At 35.9% G+C, this 24,716-nt stretch carries 23 protein-coding genes; 19 read left to right on the top strand and 4 right to left on the bottom strand.

From position 1 onward, the window contains the following. The first annotated feature begins 297 nt into the window (after window positions 1-297). The 4 genes from rnpA (at window position 298) to GHC26_RS00310 (ending at window position 4,718) form a co-directional block, all read left to right on the top strand. On the top strand, window positions 298-654 hold the full coding sequence (gene rnpA / locus GHC26_RS00295; RefSeq protein WP_163969269.1) for a ribonuclease P protein component: 357 nt from the start codon (window positions 298-300) through the stop codon (window positions 652-654). 92 nt (window positions 655-746) lie between these two features. Beyond that, the gene (gene spoIIIJ, locus GHC26_RS00300; protein WP_163969270.1) at window positions 747-1,502 is read left to right on the top strand and encodes a YidC family membrane integrase SpoIIIJ; all 756 of its coding nucleotides are present in this window, start codon (window positions 747-749) and stop codon (window positions 1,500-1,502) included. Further along, window positions 1,499-2,110 carry an RNA-binding cell elongation regulator Jag/EloR gene (gene jag / locus GHC26_RS00305; RefSeq protein ID WP_163969271.1) on the top strand — a complete coding sequence of 204 codons (612 nt, stop codon included), beginning with the start codon at window positions 1,499-1,501 and terminating at the stop codon, window positions 2,108-2,110. Before spoIIIJ ends, jag begins: the two co-directional genes overlap by 4 nt. A gap of 892 nt (window positions 2,111-3,002) precedes the next feature. Next, entirely contained in the window at window positions 3,003-4,718 is a 1,716-nt protein-coding gene (locus GHC26_RS00310; RefSeq protein ID WP_318936913.1) for a methyl-accepting chemotaxis protein, read from the top strand. A 530-nt stretch (window positions 4,719-5,248) separates the two neighbouring features. Here GHC26_RS00310 and pstA read toward each other — a convergent pair. The 3 genes from pstA to GHC26_RS00325 form a co-directional block, all read right to left on the bottom strand. Beyond that, window positions 5,249-6,133: a phosphate ABC transporter permease PstA gene (gene pstA / locus GHC26_RS00315; RefSeq protein WP_163969272.1), complete on the bottom strand. Its 885-nt coding sequence runs from the start codon at window positions 6,131-6,133 to the stop codon at window positions 5,249-5,251. Then, on the bottom strand, window positions 6,133-7,089 hold the full coding sequence (pstC, locus tag GHC26_RS00320) for a phosphate ABC transporter permease subunit PstC (RefSeq protein WP_163969273.1): 957 nt from the start codon (window positions 7,087-7,089) through the stop codon (window positions 6,133-6,135). The genes pstA and pstC overlap by 1 nt, the downstream gene beginning before the upstream one ends. Before the next feature lie 99 nt (window positions 7,090-7,188). After that, the gene (locus GHC26_RS00325; RefSeq protein ID WP_163969274.1) at window positions 7,189-8,202 is read right to left on the bottom strand and encodes a PstS family phosphate ABC transporter substrate-binding protein; all 1,014 of its coding nucleotides are present in this window, start codon (window positions 8,200-8,202) and stop codon (window positions 7,189-7,191) included. Window positions 8,203-8,656: 454 nt separating this feature from the next. On the opposite strand from GHC26_RS00325, the gene GHC26_RS00330 reads away from it, so the two are divergent. From GHC26_RS00330 to GHC26_RS00370, 9 genes are all read left to right on the top strand, one after another. Then, complete coding sequence (locus tag GHC26_RS00330; protein ID WP_226376806.1) at window positions 8,657-8,893, top strand: YozQ family protein; 237 nt, start codon at window positions 8,657-8,659, stop codon at window positions 8,891-8,893. Window positions 8,894-9,166: 273 nt separating this feature from the next. Continuing rightward, window positions 9,167-10,543 carry a tRNA uridine-5-carboxymethylaminomethyl(34) synthesis GTPase MnmE gene (mnmE, locus tag GHC26_RS00335; RefSeq protein WP_163969275.1) on the top strand — a complete coding sequence of 459 codons (1,377 nt, stop codon included), beginning with the start codon at window positions 9,167-9,169 and terminating at the stop codon, window positions 10,541-10,543. 24 nt (window positions 10,544-10,567) lie between these two features. Further along, window positions 10,568-12,454 carry a tRNA uridine-5-carboxymethylaminomethyl(34) synthesis enzyme MnmG gene (gene mnmG, locus GHC26_RS00340; RefSeq protein WP_163969276.1) on the top strand — a complete coding sequence of 629 codons (1,887 nt, stop codon included), beginning with the start codon at window positions 10,568-10,570 and terminating at the stop codon, window positions 12,452-12,454. Window positions 12,455-12,474: 20 nt separating this feature from the next. Then, window positions 12,475-13,191 carry a 16S rRNA (guanine(527)-N(7))-methyltransferase RsmG gene (gene rsmG / locus GHC26_RS00345; protein WP_163969277.1) on the top strand — a complete coding sequence of 239 codons (717 nt, stop codon included), beginning with the start codon at window positions 12,475-12,477 and terminating at the stop codon, window positions 13,189-13,191. Window positions 13,192-13,918: 727 nt separating this feature from the next. After that, window positions 13,919-14,785 (top strand): nucleoid occlusion protein, encoded by an 867-nt coding sequence (gene noc / locus GHC26_RS00350; protein ID WP_163969278.1) that lies wholly within the window; start codon window positions 13,919-13,921, stop codon window positions 14,783-14,785. Window positions 14,786-15,052: 267 nt separating this feature from the next. Continuing rightward, window positions 15,053-15,826 (top strand): ParA family protein, encoded by a 774-nt coding sequence (locus tag GHC26_RS00355; RefSeq protein ID WP_163969279.1) that lies wholly within the window; start codon window positions 15,053-15,055, stop codon window positions 15,824-15,826. Next, window positions 15,807-16,643, top strand: coding sequence for a ParB/RepB/Spo0J family partition protein (locus GHC26_RS00360; protein ID WP_163969280.1), 837 nt, complete (start codon window positions 15,807-15,809; stop codon window positions 16,641-16,643). Before GHC26_RS00355 ends, GHC26_RS00360 begins: the two co-directional genes overlap by 20 nt. A gap of 90 nt (window positions 16,644-16,733) precedes the next feature. Further along, window positions 16,734-17,894 carry an aminotransferase class V-fold PLP-dependent enzyme gene (locus GHC26_RS00365; protein ID WP_163969281.1) on the top strand — a complete coding sequence of 387 codons (1,161 nt, stop codon included), beginning with the start codon at window positions 16,734-16,736 and terminating at the stop codon, window positions 17,892-17,894. Window positions 17,895-18,161: 267 nt separating this feature from the next. Further along, a complete protein-coding gene (locus tag GHC26_RS00370) occupies window positions 18,162-18,866 on the top strand; it encodes a DUF554 domain-containing protein (protein WP_163969282.1) in 705 nt (234 codons plus the stop codon). A 417-nt stretch (window positions 18,867-19,283) separates the two neighbouring features. Here the strand turns inward: GHC26_RS00370 and yyaC are convergent, their stop codons facing one another. Continuing rightward, on the bottom strand, window positions 19,284-19,907 hold the full coding sequence (gene yyaC, locus GHC26_RS00375) for a spore protease YyaC (protein ID WP_163969283.1): 624 nt from the start codon (window positions 19,905-19,907) through the stop codon (window positions 19,284-19,286). Window positions 19,908-19,993: 86 nt separating this feature from the next. On the opposite strand from yyaC, the gene GHC26_RS00380 reads away from it, so the two are divergent. The 6 genes from GHC26_RS00380 (at window position 19,994) to ssb (ending at window position 24,706) form a co-directional block, all read left to right on the top strand. After that, window positions 19,994-21,007, top strand: coding sequence for a YkvI family membrane protein (locus GHC26_RS00380; RefSeq protein WP_163969284.1), 1,014 nt, complete (start codon window positions 19,994-19,996; stop codon window positions 21,005-21,007). A 99-nt stretch (window positions 21,008-21,106) separates the two neighbouring features. Then, complete coding sequence (locus tag GHC26_RS00385; RefSeq protein WP_226376807.1) at window positions 21,107-22,015, top strand: mechanosensitive ion channel family protein; 909 nt, start codon at window positions 21,107-21,109, stop codon at window positions 22,013-22,015. 19 nt (window positions 22,016-22,034) lie between these two features. Beyond that, window positions 22,035-22,235: a DUF951 domain-containing protein gene (locus GHC26_RS00390; protein ID WP_163969285.1), complete on the top strand. Its 201-nt coding sequence runs from the start codon at window positions 22,035-22,037 to the stop codon at window positions 22,233-22,235. Between the two features lie 194 nt (window positions 22,236-22,429). Next, window positions 22,430-23,530 (top strand): redox-regulated ATPase YchF, encoded by a 1,101-nt coding sequence (gene ychF / locus GHC26_RS00395; protein WP_163969286.1) that lies wholly within the window; start codon window positions 22,430-22,432, stop codon window positions 23,528-23,530. Between the two features lie 392 nt (window positions 23,531-23,922). Continuing rightward, window positions 23,923-24,213 carry a 30S ribosomal protein S6 gene (gene rpsF / locus GHC26_RS00400; protein ID WP_163969287.1) on the top strand — a complete coding sequence of 97 codons (291 nt, stop codon included), beginning with the start codon at window positions 23,923-23,925 and terminating at the stop codon, window positions 24,211-24,213. A 16-nt stretch (window positions 24,214-24,229) separates the two neighbouring features. Further along, on the top strand, window positions 24,230-24,706 hold the full coding sequence (gene ssb, locus GHC26_RS00405; protein ID WP_163969288.1) for a single-stranded DNA-binding protein: 477 nt from the start codon (window positions 24,230-24,232) through the stop codon (window positions 24,704-24,706). The last annotated feature ends 10 nt before the right edge of the window (window positions 24,707-24,716 follow it).

Below are 24,716 nucleotides of genomic sequence, written 5' to 3' on the forward strand. Positions count from 1 at the left end.
CTGAACACTATCAGTGGTCTTTTTACTAGGATAAGCAGTGTTTCTCAGTTATATCTCATTTTGGAGGAAAAAGTTGGGGTACACTGCTTATTTTTTTAACACTTAGGAAAGCATAAAATTTCAGCTAAGAAGTCACATCCAACGTTGCTAAAATTTTGATGTACAAAGTATAAGAAAAACTAACACATTCGCTAAAGGACGAGCGAATGCGAGTTTTTCTAATGATCTCGTATATACTAACTAGTGTTTTGCCTAACATAATTCGGTAGACAAGTTCTATAACATGTGGTGATCGTTATGAAGAAGGTATTTCGTATAAAAGATAATAAAGAATTTCAGTATGTGTTTAAGCATGGTAGAACATTTGCTAACCGACAGCTTGTTATATATTATATGTATAAAGAAGACCAAAAACATTTTCGTATTGGTTTATCGGTGGGAAAGAAGATTGGAAATGCTGTAATGCGAAATCAAATTAAACGCTATTTGCGGCAAGCTTTTCATGAGCTAGAAGACGATATTCAGCCAATGTATGATATCGTCATTATTGCCAGGCAACCAACTAAATCGATGAGTTTTCACCAAATCAAGAAAAGTTTAACCCATTTGCTCTATAAAGAACGTCTATTAAAAAATAAAAGTAAATTAAGGTAAAATAGGATTATTATAGAATCTTGTATTGTATTAATGCTAAAATAGAAATTAAAGTGCTTACACAGTTGTTTTCTTAGTTAGGAGGAACTACATTGCGTAAAAAGATTTTCTTGCTTGCAATAATAATAGGGTTGCTAGCAATACTTTCTGGTTGTATGGAAATTGATCAACCAATTACACCAGAAAGTGAAGGAATTTGGAATAAATATTTTGTATATCCATTATCATGGGTGCTTACTTACTTTGCAGAATTATTTACTGAGGACTATGGGTTATCCATTGTAATTGTAACCATTATTATACGGTTAGTACTATTACCATTGAATGTGAAACAATTAAAAAGTTCTAAAGCAATGCAAGATATTCAACCAGAATTAAAAGAGATTCAGCAGAAGTATAGTTCAAAAGATGCAAACACGCAGCAAAAATTACAACAGGAAACGATGCAATTATTCCAAAAGCATGGTGTTAATCCGTTAGCTGGTTGTTTGCCTATTTTTGTTCAAATGCCAATTTTGATTGCGATGTATCATGCGATTATGCGTACAACGGAAATTCAGACACATAATTTCTTATGGTTTGAGTTGGGTTCACCAGATATGATTCTACCAATTATTGCTGGTGCAGCAACTTTCCTACAACAGAAATTAATGATGGCAGGTAGTCCTGCAGCTCAAAATCCACAAATGATGGTTATGTTATATATGATGCCGATCATGATTACAGTATTTGCATTCTTCTTCCCAGCAGCATTGGCATTATACTGGGTAATTGGTAATATCTTTATGGTTATTCAAACACTACTGATACGTAATCCTATGATGAATAATGGGGGAGACAAAAAGTGAGAGAAGTAACTGCTAGTGGACAAACAGTTGAAGAAGCGGTCCAATCAGCATTAAAGCAGTTAAACACCACTCGGGACCAAGTTGATATTGATGTTATTGATGAAGGAAAAAAAGGGTTATTAGGTGTATTTGGTTCAAAACGCGCGATTGTAAAAGTTAAACGTCGCAAAAATCAAGTCGAAAAAGCAAAAGCTTTTCTATATGATGTAACTAGTAATATGAATGTAGATGTGGAAGTAACGTCTACGGTAGAAGAGAATCATGTTACATTTGACCTTACTGGAGAAAATATTGCAATATTAATTGGTAAAAGAGGTCAAACATTAAATGCGCTGCAATATTTAGTACAACTTATTATTAATAAACAAGGAAATGAATATTATACTGTTAGCGTTGATGCTGAAGGATATCGTAGTCGTAGAAAAGAGACATTAGAATCCTTAGCATTAAAAATGGCTGATAAGGCAGTGAGTCTTCAAAAAAAGGTTGCATTAGAACCAATGCCAGCATTTGAACGTAAAATCATTCACAATGTGTTACAGCAAAAGGATGTCTCCACTTATTCGGATGGTGTAGAACCACATCGTCATATTGTTATAAAACCATAATAGTTTAGCGAGAGCCCCTTAGTGATCTAAGGGGCTTCTTTTTATTGCATACTTTGGTTTTTATTAACGGCGTATTTTCTATAGATTGCGACGTAATTTTAGTGAATTGTAGTTTATTTCCGCTCCAGACAGTCGCTTTCACCAGGGGCATAAGTGTGACATCTGTTCAAACTATCGTTTTCACAGTGTCTTCTTTACCGCGGACAGACGCTTTTAGCTTCCTCTATAGAAAAGCGGAAGTGCCTGGTTACCTCCGATTAGAAAACTAGGCTTGTCGCCAAATGGCGAAAGCCATAGTTGCACTTATGCAGTAAGTATTTTCTTATCTGCCAAGCTTAAGCCGAGCCTCGGTGTGGCGCTTTTTGCGCGTAATGAGGATTGACTTAAGACCTCGAGGGGGTAGGCACTGCAGCTAGACATTGGAAGCAAAAACCGCTTCCTGTGGGATCTTCAGCTGTTGTTTTTTCCGCAGGAGTCGACTGTCCTACGCTCCAATCAACTGTTTTATTAGGAACATAAATGATACGAATTGGAATGCACAAATCAGCGTAGGAAAAACACGAAGACTCCTGCGGCGGGATCAGTGGCCTAAGTGAGACCCCACAGTGCGATAGCCCGAGGAGGCTCACGAGACACCCGCGGAAAGCGTAGTGTTTTTCCGAAGCGAGTGATAGCACTATCATAATATCAAGTTACGTCACAATTTACATCAACTATTCATTAGGAGTTATTACTATAAAAGCAATAATCATCTTCTGGAAAACAGCCTTTTTTTCTCATCATAGTTGATGAGAAAATTTGTCGAAATACACAATTTTAATAATAGATTAATAGTAGGTTAATATTCCCCTGATATACTTTTTACAATGCTGGTTATTAGGGGGACTATATATTGAATCATTTTAATGGATCTTTAATACAACGAGTAGGTCGTTGGTTTAGAAAAATGCTAATGAAATTAAGTTTAAGAAATCGTCTCTTAATCCTTTTTATTTTATTAATAACGATATCCATTATGGTAGTAGGGTTTAGTTCTTATTCAAAGTCAAAGAATATGACAGTTAATTCGATTGAAAATCGATTGGAACGTGAAGTAGAGCTGATGGGGTACATAGCAGATAATTTAAATTTTTTATATGTTAGTGATGATGATTATTTCAATCAACAGCTAGAAATGAATATTAGACAACAGCGTGATAAATTACAAGATGAGGGTATAACTTCTGAATATTTTTATATCAACAACAGGGAAGTGACACCATTTCAAATAAGTGAAAACGAACTTCCAGCAATTCCAGATTCCATATTAAATCAAATTAGCGAAACAAAGAGTGGAATCATTCATGAAAAAATAAATGGTCAAGATTATACTTTAACGTTTCAGGAAATGGATGAAGTAAACGGAATATATGTATTATTAGTACCAACCCAATCCTACATAGGACCAGTAAATGAAATGGCCTATTTTATGATAGCGATTAGTATTGTAAGTATTTTTCTTTCTAGTGGTTTAATTATGTTATTTGTAAGAAGCTTAACGAAGCCACTTATCTCTTTACGTGAAAAGATGAAAAAGGTTCGTAAAGGAAAATTACATCATTCTGATCCGATTCAGACAACTTTACCTGAGTTAATTTCATTACAAAAAAGCTACTATGCAATGATTGATCATATGCGAAGTATGTTAAATGAAATGAAAGAAACAACACATGAATTGGAGCAGACGGGTACTGATTTACAACATTCTTCGGAAGGTACATTAGCATCAAATAAACAATTAATTGAAGCGATAAATGTAGTACAGCAAGGTGCTAAACAAACAGCTAGTAGCTCTGAGAAGAATGTAACGATGTTTAGTGAAATGAAACAAAACATTGAAGGGATGATGTCTAATATAGAAGTCGTTTTTCATAGTTCCGAAGATATGAATGGTTCTGCACAACAAGGTGACAAAAGTATAACAGAGTTAATTGATACCATTCATACATTTGAAGAGGATTTTGAACATTTGACTTCCACGATCCAACAAGTTCAACATTATTCCCTTTCCATAACAAAATTAGTTGGACTAATACAAGGCATAGCTGAACAGACAAAATTATTATCACTTAATGCATCGATTGAAGCTGCTCGAGCGGGAGAAGCAGGAAAAGGGTTTGCAGTCGTAGCAAATGAAGTAGGGAAATTAGCAGAACAGTCATCTAGTGCTGCAAATGAAATTACGAATTCCATTTATAAAATGGAGGAGATTACAAAAAGTGCTTCACTTGAATTTGAACAAATGTTAAATAAAACAAAAACAACATTAAGTGTATCAAACAGGGCTAAAGTATCGACAGATGAATTAATGGCTGAAATTGCAGAAGTCAATAATAAATTGCAGGGCTTACAAGGTGATTTAAAAGACTTAGGTCATGTATTACCAGTATTAGAACAATCGGCAGTACATTTTTCATCGGTATCACAAGAAACGGTAGCAAATGCAGAAGAGATGCTTACAACTAGTAACAAGCAAATTGTTCAGTTAGAAAACACCCATCAAATAGGGCTGAACCTTACTAACATATCAAAAAGTTTAACGGAGAATATACAACACTATACACTATAGTATGAAAGAAGAAACGAGAACAAAAGTGCAAGTGCCTTGATCACCCCCGATTAGAAAACTGGCTTTTCGCCAAGTGGCGAAAGCCTTAGTTGCACTTATGCAGTAAGTATTTTCTTATCTGCCAAGTATAAGCCAAGCCTCGACGTGGCGTTTTTTACGCGTAATGAGGATTGGCTTATGACCTCTAGGGGGAACACTGGTCGATGAAAACTCGGGCATCCCTATGTCTATCGGCACTAGGATGCCAATCGCTCGAAGCTGGACGTGGCCTTTCCTATACAAGGCTGTAATAACGCCAACTTTTTATACTTTTGTATGAAAACATTTCTATAAAAGACAACACTAAGCTAGGCCCTTCATTATTACTTTTTTGAAGGGCTTAATTGCATTACAATAAATTAGTGATCCATTTTCATGATAGATGGTGGCTCGCTCAAGGCGAGCCATGATTGTTTCTTACCACATAAGAAAGCCTGGTATGTAAGGACATCCAGGCTTTCTTTCTATATTAAAAAAGGGGGTAACCATAATTAATATCTTTTTTGAAATTTATTTCGAATCAAGACTGCAACTGCATTTAATATAAACAGTAATAAAAGTAAAACTATAATGGTTGCTGCTGCTAAATTCGCATATTCTGCTTCTAAAGGAGAATCTAGTGTCCAATAGTAAATTTGCATCGGGAGTACTGTGAATTTATCGAATATCCCTTCTGGAAAAGGAATTAATAAAGCAGGTATGCCTAAAACGGTTAATGGTGCTGTTTCCCCAATTGCTCGAGAAAGAGCTAAAATAGATCCAGTTAAAATACCAGGTAGTGCAGCAGGCATAATAATATTTTTAACCGTTTGCCATTTTGTTGCCCCTAGTCCATAAGAGGCTTCACTGAGATGTTGTGGAACAGCCCGTATAGCTTCTTGTGCTGCTACAATCACAATAGGTAAAATAAGTAAAGCAAGTGTCAAACCTCCAGCTAATACGATATTTCCCATATCCATTGCTCGAACAAATACTGTTAGGCCTAATAAACCGTAAACGATAGACGGGACACCAGCAAGGTTGGAAATATTCATTTGGATGAAACTATTTATGCGGCCCTTTTTGGCATACAATTCAAGATAAATAGCGGTACCAATCCCTATTATTAATGTAACAGGGATTACAACGGCCATTAACCAAACGGTTCCAAGTAATGCTCCCATAATGCCAGCACGCCCAGGATCGGTTGATAATCTTCCAGTTAAAAAATTAAAATCAAGCCAGCTGACTCCTTGTGATAGGACTCGAAAAATAAGAATTGCTAATACAATTAGGCCAAAAAGGGTAGATAACAAAAAGATATATTTAAATAGTGTATTCGCAAATAAACGGGTATGCATCCTTTTCTGTATTTGCATTTGATCTACATACTTCATCAATATTCCTCCCTAAACTTACGAGAAATAAAACGGGCGAATATATTCATCAATAAGGTAAATACAAATAGTGTCATGGCAACAGCATAGAGACTGTAATAGATAGTCGATCCTGCTGCTGCTTCTCCTCCTGCAACTTCTACGATATATGCTGTCATTGTTTGCATGGATTGCGTAACATCAAATGTAAAGTTTTTTGAACTTCCACTAGCAATTGTCACAATCATTGTTTCCCCAATTGCACGAGATATGGCAAGAACAAAAGATGCGATAATACCAGAAAAAGCAGCTGGAATGACAATACGGAATGTCGTCTCTAATTTGGTTGCTCCCATTGCTAAGGCTCCTTCACGCATGGAATTAGGAACGGAAACAAGCGCATCTTCTGAGAGAGAAGCTATCATTGGAATGATCATTACGCCCATAACTAGTCCAGGACTTAAGATATTGGTCACTTCCAAGTCTGGAATGATATATCGTAATACAGGCGTTACGAATGTGAAAGCAAAAAAACCATAGACAATGGTCGGGATACCAGCAAGTATCTCCAACAATGGTTTTAACACTCTTCTCGCTTTATCTGAAGCATATTCACTCAAATATACAGCAGTCATTATTCCAATGGGACCTGCTACAAGTATTGCGATAAAAGATGAAAGAATGGTTCCATTAATAAGTGGTAAGATACCAAATTCAGGATTTTGACTTAATGGTTTTAAAACGGTTCCTGTAAAGAAATCCATGATAGGGACTTGTTTAAAAAATTCAATTGTCTCACTTAATAACGTATAAATAATACCAATCGTAGTCAGTATAGAAATAGTTGCAATAAGGAAGAGGCCAGTTGGAATAAGCTTCTCAATTAGGTAGGATAGGTTTTTCTTCTGCTTTTTTTGTTCAATGGCAGCTCTAACATTTATTGCGTTACTTTTGGTTGATTCACTCTTCGTTGTCATACAATTTGCCTCCTTTTAAAACATAGACGTAGCAGGAAGGTGAGGACAGAAGATATCTGTCCTCACCTATGCATTGCATTCTTGTATTCAAATGATTTATTATTGAAGGCCTTCTAAGTCTTCTATTAAGCTTTGTGCTTCTTCTTCTGGAATTGGCGCAAAGCCTGTTTCACCAGCAAAATTGTTTACGTTATTCATCGCCCAAATAGCGTAGTCTAATACTTGAGGTTTTTCTTTAGCATGATCGACATTTAAGTACGTAAATACTGGGCGAGTAAATTCTGCATATTCTCCATCTTCAGCTATTGTGTCAAGAGATGGTTCAACTGGTCCATTGCCAAAATCAACGTTTACAGCTTGTAATTTATCTTGATTATTGACATAGTATCCAAATCCGAAAAATCCGATTGCATTGACATCTTCAGATACTAGTGTAACGAGTGTAGAATATTCTTGTTGAAGATCTGCATCAGCTACCATATCTTTTTCTTCTAAAATATTTTCATAAAAGAATTCATACGTACCATGGTTTTCATTTGGACCTACTGGTTGAATTTCCTCGTCTGGCCAATCAGGATTAATGTCAGACCATGTTTCAACTCCGCCATCAGCAAGGAAGATGCTTTTAATTTCTTCTGGAGTCATTTCTGTTGCCCAATCATTTTCTGGATGAATGACAAATGATAGTCCATCTAAGGCAACCTTTAATTCTTTTACTTCCATTCCTAGTTCATCTGCTTTTGCTTGTTCTTCATCTTTAATTAAGCGGGAAGCATCATTAAAGTCTGTTCCATCTTCTACTAAAAACTTTTCAAATCCAGCACTTGTTCCTGAACGACTTACTTCAACAGATACATTTGGTTGTTCATTTAGCATATATTCTTCAGCTAATTTAGACATTAATGGATAAACCGTTCCAGATCCATCAATGACAACACTGCCTTCTAATTCGTCTGATTCTGATTCACTATTTGTTTCCCCATTTTCACTGGTATTATCAGAAGATGCTTCCCCGTTATCTCCATTGCTTTCCTCAGCTTCTGTACCACATGCTGAAATCGTTACAATAACAGCAGCTAATAAGATAAATAAAAAGTAATTTCTAAATTTCATTAAAATGTCCTCCCCTTTAGAATTAATTATTTTTTGAAAGATTATCTCTCTCAACTTTTAGTATAGTAGGTGTTTATTAAGGGAGTATGTTGCTACTGTAAAGATTTTGTAAATGCCTTTGTTAGTTTTGGTACTTTTCGCATATTTTGTTGTTTCCTCACTACTGGAGTTTATAGATAATGCGACGTAAAGTTTTAGCTATAATTATTACTTCGGAAAATCGCTTTTTCTCATTCAGCGATGGTTAAGTGCCTGTATTCACACAGCGTTGGATGGGAGTAAGTCATGTTAAAGTTACGTCGAGATATAAATGAACGATTCATCAGGGTTCATACTTGAAAAAGCAACAATCTTTTAGAAAACTGCCTTAGTGTTAGCTTGTTCATTTGATTTTTACTCATAATTTTCGTTTTGTTGTAAAACATAGGTACAGATATGTAAAGGAGGGGTAAATGTGGATAAAAAGAACCGAGAAACGTTGGATAATGCAGAAAAAGTAGCTGGAAAAATGTATGATCCATCTGACTATAACCGTAATGACCAAGCTTCAAAAGGGATGGCAATTACACATGAGCAGGTTTCAGATGATTATACAGAAGGAACAATTGATGGAAAAATTGATGAAATAAATGAGCAAGGTGAGGTTACTGATCACGAAGGTGAAGCAATAAAACGAAATAGAAATGAATAAAAATGTGTGTATTTTGGAATACTTATAGTAGGTAAAAAATGTCTTGAAATTAAGATGAAAGAAGTTTATGATTAAAATCTGTTTGTCCACATGTGGATAAACAGATTTTTTTACGACATTAAAAAATCAATTAACACTGTGGATAACTTTATTTTTTTAGACATATGTGGTATTCTATTAAGTTAGTGGATAAAATCACTAATGATGAATTGTGGATAATAAATAAAAAGAATAAATATAGATAGAAATCCTTATATGACGGAGGTGAAGAAGATGGAGACAGATACAATAACAGCGATATCCACACCGATAGGGGAAGGTGCCATATCGATTGTGCGTTTAAGTGGATCAGAGGCTATTAGTATTGTTGCAGGGCTTTTTCAAGGGAAGGATCTTGAACAGGTTGATTCCCATACGATTAACTATGGAAAAATAATGGATCCAGAAACAAAAGAGGTAGCAGAAGAAGTAATGGTGTCGGTCATGCGAGCACCAAAAACATTTACGAGAGAGAATATTGTGGAGATAAATTGTCATGGTGGGATGGTTGCAGTAAATCGAGTATTAGAAATCTTGCTTTCTCAAGGTGCTCGGCTAGCAGAACCTGGGGAATTCACTAAACGTGCATTTTTGAATGGCCGAATTGACCTATCACAAGCAGAAGCTGTTATGGATTTAATTCGTGCAAAAACCGATAAAGCAATGAATGTCGCATTAAAGCAAATGGATGGTCGATTGTCTTCATTAATTCAGCGACTCCGTCAAACATTACTAGAAACGGTAGCACATGTCGAAGTGAACATCGATTACCCAGAATATGATGATGTAGAAGAAATGTCACATGAAATGATGCGGGAAAAAACAAAAGAAGTAGCTAGTGAGATCGATGATTTATTACGTGTTGCGCAACAAGGGAAAATTTTACGGGAAGGATTAGCGACAGCTATTATTGGTCGTCCAAACGTTGGAAAATCTTCCTTAATGAATACGTTGGTGCAAGAAAATAAAGCGATTGTAACCGAAATCCCTGGTACAACCCGTGATATTATTGAAGAATATGTCAATGTACGTGGCGTGCCTCTACGTTTAGTAGATACTGCTGGAATACGTGAAACAGAAGATATCGTAGAAAAAATTGGTGTGGAACGGTCTAGACAGGTATTAAAAGAATCAGATCTTATTTTATTTGTATTAAATTACAATGATGCACTATCAGAAGATGATCGTAAACTATTTGAAGCAATAGAAGGGTTAGAATATATCGTTATTATTAATAAAATGGACTTAGAGCAAAAGCTTGACATGGATGAGGTAAAAGCTTTGGCAGGGGATCGTCCAATCGTTTCGACTTCATTTACAGAAGAAAAGGGAATCGATGATTTAGAAACAGCCATTGCTAAAACATTTTTTGCTGGTGATATCGATACTGGTGATATGACGTATGTGTCGAACGTAAGACATATTCAATTATTAAAACAGGCTAAACAAGCTTTAGAAGATGCAATGAATAGTTTGGAAATGGAAATGCCTTTAGATATTGTACAAATAGATGTAACACGAACATGGGAGTTTTTAGGAGAAATTATTGGCGATACGGCGAGTGATAGCTTAATTGATCAGTTGTTCTCGCAATTTTGCTTAGGAAAATAATAAAAATCGAAAGGGTGAACATCGATGGTATATAATGCAGGACATTATGATGTAATAGTCGTTGGTGCTGGCCATGCGGGTGTAGAAGCAGGTCTTGCTGCATCTCGAATGGGTGCCAAAACATTGATGCTAACGTTGAATTTAGATATGATCGCTTTTATGCCGTGTAATCCATCGATTGGCGGTCCTGCAAAAGGGATTGTCGTTCGTGAAATTGATGCACTAGGCGGGATCATGGCAAAAACAATTGATAAAGCGCATATTCAAATGCGTATGTTGAATACGAGAAAAGGTCCAGCTGTGCAAGCACTTAGAGCACAAGCGGATAAACCAGTATATATTCAAGAAATGAAGAACGCCTTGGAAAATGAGGAGAACTTAACCTTAAGACAAGGCATGGTAAATGAATTAATCGTAGAAGATGGCGTGTGTAAAGGGGTTATTACAGAGTCAAAAGCAGCATATTACGCAGAAACCGTTATTGTCACAACTGGAACCTTTATGCGCGGAAAAGTGTTAATGGGAGATCTGGAATATGAGAGTGGTCCGAACAACCAGCGTGTCTCCATTAAATTATCAGAACACCTTGAAAAACTAGGTATCGAGCTTACTCGCTTTAAAACCGGTACTCCACCACGTGTGAACAGTCATACTATTGATTACTCTAAAACAGAAATTCAGCCAGGGGATGAGAAACCGCAAAGCTTCTCATATGAAACAACGGAATATATTACAGATCAAATCCCTTGTTGGTTAACGTATACGAATGAATTTACACACAAAATTATTGATGACAATTTAACCTTATCAGCAATGTACTCTGGTATGAAGCGCGGAACAGGTCCTCGTTACTGTCCGTCTATTGAAGATAAAATTGTCCGTTTTAATGATAAACCACGTCACCAAATCTTCTTAGAGCCAGAAGGCCGTGATACAGAGGAAGTGTATGTGCAAGGGTTATCTACTTCATTACCTGAAGAAATTCAACATGATATGATTAAAACTGTTCCAGGATTGGAAAATGCTGAAATTATGCGTGCTGGATACGCGATTGAATATGATGCAGTTATTCCAACACAATTATGGCCAACATTAGAATTAAAACAAATTCCTGGTTTGTATACAGCAGGTCAAATTAATGGAACATCAGGTTATGAAGAAGCAGCTGCACAAGGGATCATGGCAGGTATTAATGCTGCTGCAAAAGTATTAGGAAAAGATCCGCTTATTTTAGACCGTTCTCAAGCATATATTGGTGTATTAATTGATGACCTTGTGACAAAGGGGACAAATGAGCCATATCGTCTATTAACATCTCGTGCAGAGTATCGTTTACTTTTACGTCATGATAATGCAGATTGGCGTTTAACAGAGATAGGTTACAAGTATGGTCTAATTAGTGAGGAACGATATAATCAATTCCTAGAGAAAAAACGTTTAGTCGAAGCAGAGAAAAAGCGCTTAGGAAAAATTATTCTAAAACCAGAAGAAAATGTACAACAAATGCTTAATGATGTAAAGGCAACACCACTAAAAGAAGCAGTAAAGGCTTATGACTTATTAAAACGACCAGAAATGACGTATGACATGCTAGAAACGGTTATTGAACCTGATGAAAATCTACCACATGATGTGAAAGAACAAGTGGAAATCCAAATTAAGTATGAAGGATATATTAAAAAAGCACATGAACAAGTAGAACGTATGTTAAAAATGGAAGATAAAAAAATACCAAGTGATATCGACTATGATGATATTAGTGGTATAGCCTCTGAGGCAAAAGAAAAACTAAAAACAGTTCGTCCATTATCTGTCGGCCAAGCATCTCGAATTTCAGGTGTCAATCCTTCAGATGTCTCTATTTTGCTGGTTTATATTGAACAAGGAAACATTGCGCGAGTAGCTAACTAAGTACAAGGAGATTGTCTTTTATGAATCCAGAACAGTTTACAGTGGCGTTGCAGGAAAAAGGGATCACTTTGAGTGACGCACAACAGAGTCAGTTTCATCTGTATTATGAAACATTAGTAGAATGGAATGAAAAAATAAATTTAACAGCTTTAACATCACGTGAGGATGTTTATCTAAAGCATTTTTACGATTCCATTTCAGCAAGTTTCTATTTTAACTTTACAAAAGACTTAACGATATGTGATGTGGGTGCTGGGGCCGGTTTTCCTAGTATTCCATTAAAAATTTGCTTTCCCGATATCCATGTAACGATTGTGGACTCATTAAAAAAACGTATTGGTTTTCTAGAAACACTAGCTGATAAGTTAAATATCACTAATGTTTCCTTTTATCATGATCGTGCTGAAGCTTTTGGGAAAAAGAAGCAACATCGAGAAGCCTATGATCTTGTGATGGCCAGAGCAGTAGCACGAATGTCAGTACTGAGTGAGCTATGTTTGCCACTAACTAAAGTTAATGGGGTTTTTCTTGCAATGAAGGGTGCACAGGCCAATGAAGAATTGGCTGATTCTAATAAAGCAATTCACTTGTTAGGTGGAACACTTCGTAATGTTCATACGTTTTCATTACCTGAAGAAGAGAGCGAACGTTCTATCGTTTTAATTGATAAAAAGAAATCAACACCGAAGACTTATCCCAGAAAACCTGGTACGCCAAATAAAAACCCAATAAGTTAGGAATAGTTCCGTTAACTTAAAGTGTTGGAGACTAACCAATTTCTTTTAAAGATATTGGTTAGTCTTTTTTTTACGTTAGGAAAGTATAAAATTTTAGCTAAGAAGAAGACTCGACGTGGCTAAAATTTTAATGTCCCAAGTATAAGAAAAACGAACACATTCGCTAAGGACGAGCGGATGCGAGTTTTTCTAAGATTATATATAAACAGGGAGGCCGCTGATTAAGAACGCTATGTCATTCATAACGTCAACATTAGCAAGTTTTGGGTTCAAAAAACCTACAGGTGGTTGTTTTTATTCCGTAACCATCTATAGATTGCAGACGTAATTTTAACATGAGCATAGTGACTATTAAGGTAATTTCCTATTTAAAACCTCCGTAACAGGAAATTGCTCCAACCTATTCGACTTACGGCGGTTTTATTTATATTTTACCAGACATATCTACCTGTTACCGATCTACTATATTTAACAGAAAATTATATGGTAGTTTCGTAAATAATTTTTGTAATTCGCACTTTTAGTCGATATAATATGGTAAAATAGGATAGTAGCAATAGAATAACTCACAAGACTACGCAGCAGTTTTATCCTGAAGCGTTTTTATATGGATTAAATTAAGTCCTTTAGCTAGTAATCTTTAAAATAAAAATGTTTCACGTGAAACATTTTTATATATAGCACTTATATTATTTATCACGTATGAATTAAGGGTGGTGTTTAACCAATGGTGCGTCCATTAAATCGCATATTTGGGTTAGGTGATAAGGAAGCAACAGATGATACTGAATCAATTGAAGAGAGTTATCATCCAGATGAAGTAATACAGATTCCAGTGGATAAAATCGACCCTAACCGCTATCAACCACGTTCAGTCTTCAATGAGGAAAAGATAAAAGAACTCGCGCAAACAATACATACACATGGCATGATTCAACCGATTGTAGTACGCGAATTAGATGATGGCCGTTATGAACTTATAGCTGGTGAGCGTAGGTGGCGCGCTGTACAATTATTAGAATGGGAAAATGTTTCTGCGATTGTTCGAGGTATGTCAGATACGGAAACAGCTTCTATTGCCCTCATTGAAAATTTACAACGGGAAGAACTGACGGTGATTGAAGAAGCGAGAGCATATGCGCAATTACTTGAAATTCACTCCTTAACACAAGAAGCATTAGCACAAAGGTTAGGTAAAAATCAGTCAACGATTGCCAATAAATTACGTTTGTTAAAGCTGCGAGAAGAAATCCAACAAGCTATCCTGTCTAAAGAAATCACAGAACGCCATGCACGTGCATTGATAAAAGTGAAAGATAAGACTAAGCAATTAGAAATCTTAAAAAAAATAATTGACTATGATTTGAATGTAAAACAAACCGAAGATCTAATTGCAAAGTTGGATGAAGAAAAAACACCAAAAAAGAAGAAAAAACCCAAATTAAAAGGCGTTAACAAAGATGTTCGTATTGCAATGAATACAATCAGACAATCTTTAAATATGGTATCAGATACAGGGATCAACGTGGAAACGGATGAAGAGGATTTAGAAGATTATTATCAATTCACTATTAAAATACCAAAAAAGAAATAGCTTTTAAGTTACCCATCTTGATAACGTAAGGTGGGTTTTTTAAAGATTATTATGAGAAAGATAGGCTTTAAATAAATGTACAAAAATGAAAAGATTTTTTAATCGTTACAGGTGTGCAAAAAATGATAGAATAGAATAGATACGAAATTAACTGTTTTCAGCTATGTGAAAAAATTATTTTTCTTAGCTATATCAGTATAATGAAGACATTCATCAGAATGTGGTCTTGTGAATGTATAGTTTTCTAAAAAATAGGTGGGTGACAACATGGGCAAGATAATAGCCATTGCGAATCAAAAGGGTGGCGTAGGAAAAACAACATCGTCTGTTAACTTAAGTGCTGGCTTAGCACATTTGAATAATAAAGTATTACTGGTAGATATTGATCCCCAAGGGAATGCAACGAGTGGAGTAGGCATCAATAAAGCAGATATGGATCAATGTATTTACAATGTGCTAATAGAGGATTTGCCAGCGGAAGAGGTTTGCGTACCTACAAGCGTAGATAATTTAGATATTATTCCTGCAACTATTCAATTAGCTGGAGCAGAGGTAGAATTAGTACCGACAATATCACGAGAAATTCGTCTGAAAAAATCGTTAGGCAGTTTAAAGGAAAAGTACGATTATATTATAATAGATTGTCCACCTTCACTAGGTTTATTGACAATCAATGCTTTAACATCAGCGGATACAGTGATTATCCCTGTACAATGTGAATACTACGCGTTGGAAGGATTAAGCCAATTATTAAACACGATACGTCTTGTGCAAAAGCATTTGAATAAACAATTAATGATTGAAGGCGTATTGCTAACGATGTTAGACGCTCGGACAAATTTAGGTCTTCAGGTAATAGAAGAAGTGAAAAAGTATTTCCAAGACAAAGTCTATCAATCTGTTATACCAAGAAATGTCCGTCTAGGGGAGGCACCTAGTTATGGACAGCCAATTATAACGTATGACTCTAAATCCAAAGGTGCGGAAGTGTACCTTGAATTAGCGAAGGAAGTGATGGCCAATGGCGAAAGGGTTGGGTAAAGGACTTGATGCATTTTTTCCAGATGTTGAAGAACATGATCAAGGTGCAATTGAGGAAATTGCAATTAATGAATGTAGGCCGAATCCGTATCAGCCAAGAAAGACCTTTCACGCTGATGCGATTGAGGAATTAAAAGACTCAATTCTTGAACATGGAATTATTCAACCACTAATTGTTCGTAAAAGTATTAAAGGATATGAAATCGTCGTTGGAGAACGTCGCTATCGTGCCGCAAAAGAGGCAGGACTTTCAACGATTCCAGTTGTCATAAAAGAATTAACTGATGAAAAAATGATGGAGCTTGCCTTGCTGGAAAATTTGCAGCGAGAGGACTTAACACCAATTGAAGAGGCAAATGCATATGCTAATTTAATGAATGAATTAAAAATAACACAAGAAGAGCTATCAAAGCGCTTAGGGAAAAGCAGATCTCATATTGCTAATATTGTTCGTTTATTATCTCTACCAGATCAGGTAATTGCTTATATTAATAATGGAGAACTATCAATGGGACATGGACGGGCACTCCTAGGAATTAAAGATCCTTCGAAAATTATTCCCTTTGTTGATAAAATACGCAAAGAAAAACTTAATGTCCGTCAAGTAGAAAAGCTAATCGTAGAATTAAACAAAAAACCAGAAAAGAAAAAGGCAAAGCCTAAGAAAGATATATTTATTCAAGAACGAGAATCTCTTTTAAGAGAACGCCTTGGTACCTCTGTTTCTATTCAACGCGGTAAGAAAAAGGGTAAAATTGAGATTGAATTTTATACAAACGATGACCTAGAACGGATCATGGACGTTTTGGAAAAATAAAAAAACCGTGGGCTGACTGTCTCTTATGTCAGTCTTTTTTTTACAGTATATATATGAATGAGTTACTAGGTAAAAAGGAGAGATTTCTTCATGATTTATTTTGATAATGCTGCATCTTCTTTTCCAAAACCGCCCTCAGTTTCACAAGAAATGGTTCGGGCGGTAAATGAAATCGGTGCAAATCCAGGTAGGGGAAGTCATACGCTGGCAAGAGAAGCAGCAAACATTATTCTACATGCAAGAGAAAAGGCTGCAAAACTATTTGGTTGTACAAATCCCAAACAGGCATTATTCTATTCGAATGCGACAGTTGCCATTAATCAAGCTATAAAAGGATTATCTTGGGAAAGAGGAGACCATATTATTACAACTTCCTTTGAACATAACTCCATTCGCCGTCCGACAGCTTTTCTTGCTAAACAATACAATGTTGATATAACTCATATTGAATGGAAAGGAGATCAGCAACTTTTTGTTAACGAGGTTCTTCATGCAATTAGACCTTCTACAAAACTAGTCGCAATGACACACGCCTCTAATGTCACGGGTGCAATTATTCCAATCGAGGAAGTAATCAAGTATGTAAGACAACAAAACGAGCAAATTATTACATTAATTGATGGATCACAAACTGTGGGTCATATACCAGTTCATATGAAGGAACAAGGTATTGATATGTTGGCATTCCCTGGACATAAAGGATTATTGGGACCTCAGGGAACAGGGATGCTGTTGATAGAGGGTGACATTTCCTTAACTCCATTACATCATGGAGGAACTGGTAATTACTCAGAAGATGTGGATCAACCTAAGAAGCTTCCTGAACGATTGGAAAGTGGAACATTAAATACTCCAGGAATTGCAGGTTTACATGCTGCGTTATTAATATATGAGGAACGAATGAATCAAAATGTTCCACGTGAAACATTTTTAGTCAATCGATTATGGAAAGGATTGAACCAATTAGATGGTGTTACCCTCTATGGCCCAGACATCAATGCAGAACGGATACCAATTATTGCATTTAATGTATTAGATATTGATTCACAGGAAATCGCCATGATTCTAGACTCTACCTATAATATTGCTGTACGTGCAGGGTTGCATTGTAGTCCTCTTGCGCATGAAATGTTAGAAACAATGGATAGAGGGGTAGTAAGAGTTAGTTTAAGCATGTATAATACGGAAAAGGAAGTAGAAAAATTCCTTGCTGCTATTCAGGAAATTATTGAAGCATATCGTAACCTTTAAAAGGGTAGTAGGTAAATAGGAAGTTATAAAACAACCAATAAAAATAGGGGGGTTACTAAAAGGCTGCTTTCTAAAAGATTGTTCCTTTCTAGTTATGCCCATGGTGAAAGCGAAGTGTATTTCCGGAACGGGTAAACGAGCTAAACATCGTCTTAACTTACTGCGTATAATATGGTTTATGCGACATAAAAAAACAAAGTATGCGAAAAGATCCTACTAAAAAACTTCGTAAACGTGAGGTTTCGAAATATAGATGGAGATGACGTAATGGTTTTATTCGGGACACTTATTAATGGTGCTTGTATTATAATAGGTTGTTTAATAGGCCTATTTTTCACAAAGATACCAAAAAGAATTAAAGAAACAATTATGCACGGAATCGGCTTAGCAGTAATCTTAATAGGTTTTCAAATGGCCTTTTCTACAGAAACGATTGTAATTGTGTTATTAAGTTTATTAACTGGTGCTGTTATTGGGGAACTGTTACATATTGAAGAAGGACTAGATCGATTCGGTGCATGGATTGGAAGTAAGTTCACATCACAAAATGAAAATTTCAGTGTTGCAGAAGGTTTTATCACAGCATCCTTAATGTTTGTTATTGGTGCCATGTCGGTTATAGGTGCTCTAGATAGTGGCCTTCGTGGTGATCATGAAATTTTAATTACAAAAGGTTTTATTGACGGATTTGTTGGGTTGGTATTAACTACGACGCTTGGTTTTGGTGTGATATTGTCTGTTGTGCCTGTAGTACTATACCAGGGTGCAATTGCGTTAATGGCAACTCAGGTGGAAAGATGGGTACCAGAAGCAATATTGAATGGCTTTATAACGGAGTTGACAGCAGTTGGTGGTTTGCTGATTGTTGGGATTGGTTTGAATCTATTAAATCTAATGAAAATACGTGTTGCCAATCTATTACCATCATTAATAACAGTAGGATTCATATATTATATCTATCATTTGTTTTAAATAGGTTGATGAGATTTTCTTGTTGGATTAAATCTATTATAGAGGGAACCTCCAGGTTGATTATGATACTAAATGATTTGGAAAGTAATTATAAGGTAAACAATTTATATCAAAAATGATGTTGCTTAGAGAATAATTCTCTAAGCTTTTTTAAAAGGTAACAAAGTATAAAAGATCCATTTAAATTTCAGCTAGATATTCTAGTTTTACTAAGCATAAAGGGTGATTAAATTAGAGGACGACTACCACTAAAAGAATTAGTTAATAGGGGTGAAAAAGAAATAAAAAACACTTGCACAGTATATAAATCAGCAGGAAAGAACGCTGAAAGGGAATAGAGTATATATGCCCATCAGTGCCCGTATCAGTAACACATAAAAAGTAATCAGGACCCAAGGCAGCCTCGTATGTTTCGATCTATATCGTTCTTTCCTTATTTTCCATTTGTGAAATGACAATAGCTGGTGATGTTCTACTAGATGTTAACTGTTGATCAATTTCGTCAAGGGTAGACGCAATTGTTTTAGCCATTTCTACGACAAGAGATAGACGGGTATTCTGCAATACAGAATACTCCATAAATCCACTTATGTTGACCACACCAGTCAAATGAATATCCCCAATAGATGGAAGGGATTTATTCAATGCTGCTCCAGGTCTAACAGGTCCATTCTCTGCAATGATGGAACCAACAGAGGTTGCTTTGCCTAGGCAGGCATCTACAGCAATAATAAATGGATTACGATGATTTTGTTCAATCGTTTTCACATAATCCTCTAGATTTGTGGCATGTACAGGGTTTTGTAAAGTTCCATAGACAGACATGTGTCTTGGTTTCATTTCTTTTAAGTAATAGCCAGTTAATGGACCAAGTGCATCCCCTGTTGAACGGTCTGTTCCAATACAAACCACAACGTATTCTCGTGGAGTGTTTGGCATCCATGCTAATATTTGTTTATTTATTTTCAAACATACATCAGGCTCGGTATGTAACACACGTATGGATTCGTTTTTTTGTTTGAAACGATTCATCAGATTCATAGCTTATCCTCCGTAATCATATTGATATTAGTATACGGAAATAATCGGTATTTTATACATCTGAAAATACAATGGAGGATAGGATTATGATAAGAGACGGCATGAAATGGATGTTTTTAATTATTGGTACTACTATTGGTGCAGGTTATGCCTCAGGAAGGGAGTTGTGGCAATTTTTCGGCCATGAAAGTGGACTAGCTATATTATTATTTGTTCTCTTTTTTTCTACTTCTTGTTTTGTTATTTTGAATGTCAGCAAACAGAAGGGTTCTAGCTCTTATTTGCCTGTACTACAAAATATCGTTGGAAAGCGTCTGACAAAATTTTATGATATTATGATTTTTTTATATTTATTTACGACAACTGTAGTTATGATTGCAGGCAGTGGTGCAACTGGGGAGGCATTTAATTTTAATTACTGGTGGGGAGTTGCTATCATGGTTTTAGCACTCATCATTTTGTTTATAAAAGGGATTAATGGGATATTAACGATTAATCAATTCATTTTGCCTCTATTATTAAGTGGACTAGTTTATGTGCTATTTATGTTTATGATTGACCAAGATATGCAATTATTCGCCCACATACATGAGCAGCGAAATTGGATGGCTGCTTTTCCTTTTACAGCATTAAATATATTACCGCTAATTGCCGTACTAGGTGCTATTGGAAATAAAATAAATTCAAAACGGGAAATTTGGATTGCAAGTGTTGGGAGTGGTATGATTTTAGGATTGATTTCCTATATTTACAATAATAGTTTGATTCAAATTGCTGATGAATTACTATTATATGAAATTCCATTATTTGCGATATTAAATCATTATCCATTTCACATGTACATTTTTATGTCACTTTTACTATGGTTTGCCATTTTTACAACAGCAGCCTCAGGAATGCTTGGAATTGTCACGAGGATTAGGAACTATTTTAAAACGCCATTATGGAAATTAGTTATCATCATGCTTTTTCTGATGATTCCATTAACGATGGTGGGGTTTTCTAATTTGGTTGCCTATTTATATCCGATTTATGGCATTTTAAATTTATATGTTTTAACAAGGCTACTATTATATCCGATGCTACACCGTAATCCATGAAAAGTTTACTAGTGTATTTCTTTTCAGGCAGAGATTAATATTGTAAAATTTGGGTATAATCGAAGGGAGACGACAACTTTAGTTAAGAGAGGTATTCGATTGGATTTATTTTATCAACAAATGGTACAAGTATGGGAATATATAACAGGTCCTGATTTATGGATTTCTGTAGCAAAAAGTGTTTTTGATATCATTATTATCATTCTATTAGCATTAATTCTTGTACGTGTTAGTAAACGGATCACGGATAGGCTTTTTACTAATCGTAAAAAAGGTCCTATTCGAATTTCAGAACGTCGAGAAAACACACTAAAAAAATTAATCAAGAATATTGCGTCATATGTCGTTTATTTTGTTGCGTTCATTATGATCTTGGATAATGTACTTGGTTTTCAGATTGGTGCATTATTGGCAGGTGCTGGTGTGGCTGGCTTAGCAATCGGTTTTGGCGCACAAAATTTGGTACGTGATATTATTTCTGGATTCTTTATTATTTTTGAAGATCAATTTTCTGTTGGGGATTATATTGCTACTGCTGGCGTAGAGGGGACAGTAGAAGAAATAGGTCTTCGTACGACTAAAATTTTAAGTTGGACTGGTGAATTACATGTTCTGCCAAACGGAAATATTACCCAAGTAACCAATTACTCCGTTCACAATGGGTTAGCAGTAGTCGATATTAATATTCCATATGAAAGTGATGTGGAACAGGCCGAAAGTATTATTGAAAGAACAGCAACAATGCTTCCACAAAAATATGAGTTTATTAAGGAAACACCAGAGATTATTGGAGTTCAAAATTTAGATTTATCTTTTTACGCTATACGTGTTATTGCATCGACTGATCCAGGGTTTCAATGGGCAGGAGAGCGTATGATTCGAAGAGAATTACAGGATCAATTATATAAATCTGGTATAGACATTCCAGCACCAAGACTTGTCATGTATTCTCAGCGTGAGCGAGATAAGTTACGGAGCCAAGAAAATGAAACAAGTGAGAAGGAGTAACAGGGAAAGGAGGATATATATGGCTGAGAAAGAGTTTGGATTGCATGATGTTGTACAAATGAAAAAGCCACACCCATGTGGTGAAAATCGTTGGAAGATTATTCGCATGGGGATGGATATTCGAATAAAATGTTTAGGCTGCAATCATAGTGTGATGATTCCTCGAAAAGAGTTTACCAAAAAGATGAAGAAGGTATTAGAGAAGGCAGAAGAAAGTTAAATAGGGTAAAAAAATAGCATATTAATCTACTGATACATAGTCAAAAATCATAAAGTATTAATCAAAAAGCAAAAATGGGAAAGAAAAGTTTCCTGTTTTTGCTTTTTCATTGCTTGTCAATTGTTTCGCTAGTATCTATAATTAGGGAGACGAACGCGTTCAGATGAATGAAATCCTTAAGGAGTGAATATGGAATGGCTTTGACAGCAGGAATTGTCGGGCTCCCAAATGTCGGTAAATCGACATTGTTTAATGCAATCACACAGGCTGGTGCAGAAGCGGCAAATTATCCATTTGCAACAATCGATCCGAATGTAGGGATTGTAGAAGTTCCCGACGAACGCTTAGCAAAATTAACCGAATTAGTAAACCCGAAAAAAACAATCCCAACAGCATTTGAATTTACAGATATAGCAGGTATTGTAAAAGGAGCAAGTAAAGGAGAAGGATTAGGAAACCAATTCCTATCCCATATACGGCAAGTGGATGCTATTTGTCAGGTTGTCCGTTGTTTTCAAGATGAGAATATTACACATGTATCTGGTAAAATTGATCCGATTGATGATATAGAAACGATTAATCTAGAGCTTATTTTAGCAGATTTAGAAACAGTAACGAAACGCATCCAACGTGTTGAAAAGCTTGCTAGACAAAAGGATAAAGAAGCTGTAGCAGAATTTGACTTACTAACAAAAGTAAAAGATGGCTTAGAAAGCGAAATGCCAGTACGTGCACTGGAATTCACTGAAGAGCAACAAAAGGTGGTAAAAGGACTTCATTTACTAACCAGTAAGCCTACGTTATATGTGGCAAATGTAAGTGAAGAAGACATTGCAAATGGACAAGAGAATGAGTATGTACAAAAAGTAAGAGAATATGCTGCAAATGAAAATGCCGAAGTAATAGTTGTTTGTGCTAAAATTGAAGAAGAAATTGCTGAGCTAGATCAAGATGAAAAAGAAATGTATTTAGAAGAATTGGGGATTTCTGAGTCTGGGCTAGATCAGTTAATCAAAGCATCTTATCAATTGTTAGGATTAGCAACCTATTTTACAGCAGGAGAACAAGAAGTAAGGGCATGGACGTTCCGCAAAGGTATTAAAGCACCCCAAGCTGCTGGTATTATTCATACTGATTTTGAAAGAGGCTTTATCAGGGCAGAAACGGTTTCCTACGACGATTTAATAGAAGCAGGCTCCATGGCACAAGCAAGAGAAAATGGAAAAGTGCGGTTAGAAGGAAAAGATTATATAGTTCAAGACGGTGATGTAATTCACTTTCGTTTTAATGTCTAATACTTTAAAAGCTAAAAAGCACCCAGTAGCAACGTATGAACTTCGTCAGGCTATGCTAGGTGGTTCGATGTTACCATGCAAAGTAGTGCTTTTAATCGAACTTCCTCTTTAATAGATAAGTGATTCGATATTGACTTATCGAAAAGAGAAGAAGGAAGTCACATTAATAGTTGGGGACTAGGGCTAGTATATTGCTATTTCCTGTACGGAAGTAACCATGATAGGTTTACATTTACTCGTATAACGATGGAAAGGATCTCTCGAAGGCTTGTTATTTAAAAAAGGATTTGGTATAATACACTATTGTGAGTAATAATTATTACTCCTTGCTCTTATGATAGCCAATAGTGCTAGCGAATAAGGGCCGTTAAGACCAAAAGGAGGTGCAACGGATGAGAAAATACGAAATCATGTACATCATCCGCCCAGACATCGAAGAAGAGGCGCAAACCAGTTTAATTGAGCGCTTTAACAATGTTCTTACAGATAATGGAGCGGAGATTGAAAAAGTAGATGAAATGGGTAAGAAACGTCTTGCTTATGAAATCGAAAACTATCGTGATGGGTATTATGTTGTCATTAACTTCAGTGGTGACGAAAAAGCTGTTAATGAGTTTGATCGTTTAGCGAAGTTCTCTGATGATATAATTCGTCATATCGCAGTTCGAGAAGATGATCAATAAATAAGGAGTGGTTCTGATGTTGAATCGTGTCGTACTTGTCGGCAGGTTGACGAAGGATCCTGATCTACGTTATACAGCGAGTGGAGTAGCAGTAGCTAATTTTACAGTAGCCTGTAATCGCCCGTTTTCCAATCAACAAGGGAATCGTGAAGCTGATTTTATTAATTGCGTCGTTTGGCGTAGACCAGCAGAGAATCTTGCAAACTATATGAAAAAAGGTAGTATGATTGGAGTAGACGGTAGGATACAAACACGTACATTTGAAGGTCAAGATGGAAAAACAGTATTTGTGACCGAAGTTGTTGCAGATAGTGTACAGTTCTTAGAATCAAGAGGATCCTCCTCACCGGAAAGAGGACAAGGTACAACAGGATTCCAACAAAGTCCAAAACCGGATCAAAATCAGAACCCGATGGAACAACAAGGAAATAATAGCCCGTGGGGAAACGACGCGGAGCCTATTGATATATCAGATGATGATTTACCATTTTGATAAATAGGAG

It is taken from the genome of Oceanobacillus halotolerans, assembly GCF_010993955.1.
GTDB classification, from domain to species: domain Bacteria; phylum Bacillota; class Bacilli; order Bacillales; family Amphibacillaceae; genus Oceanibacillus_A; species Oceanibacillus_A halotolerans.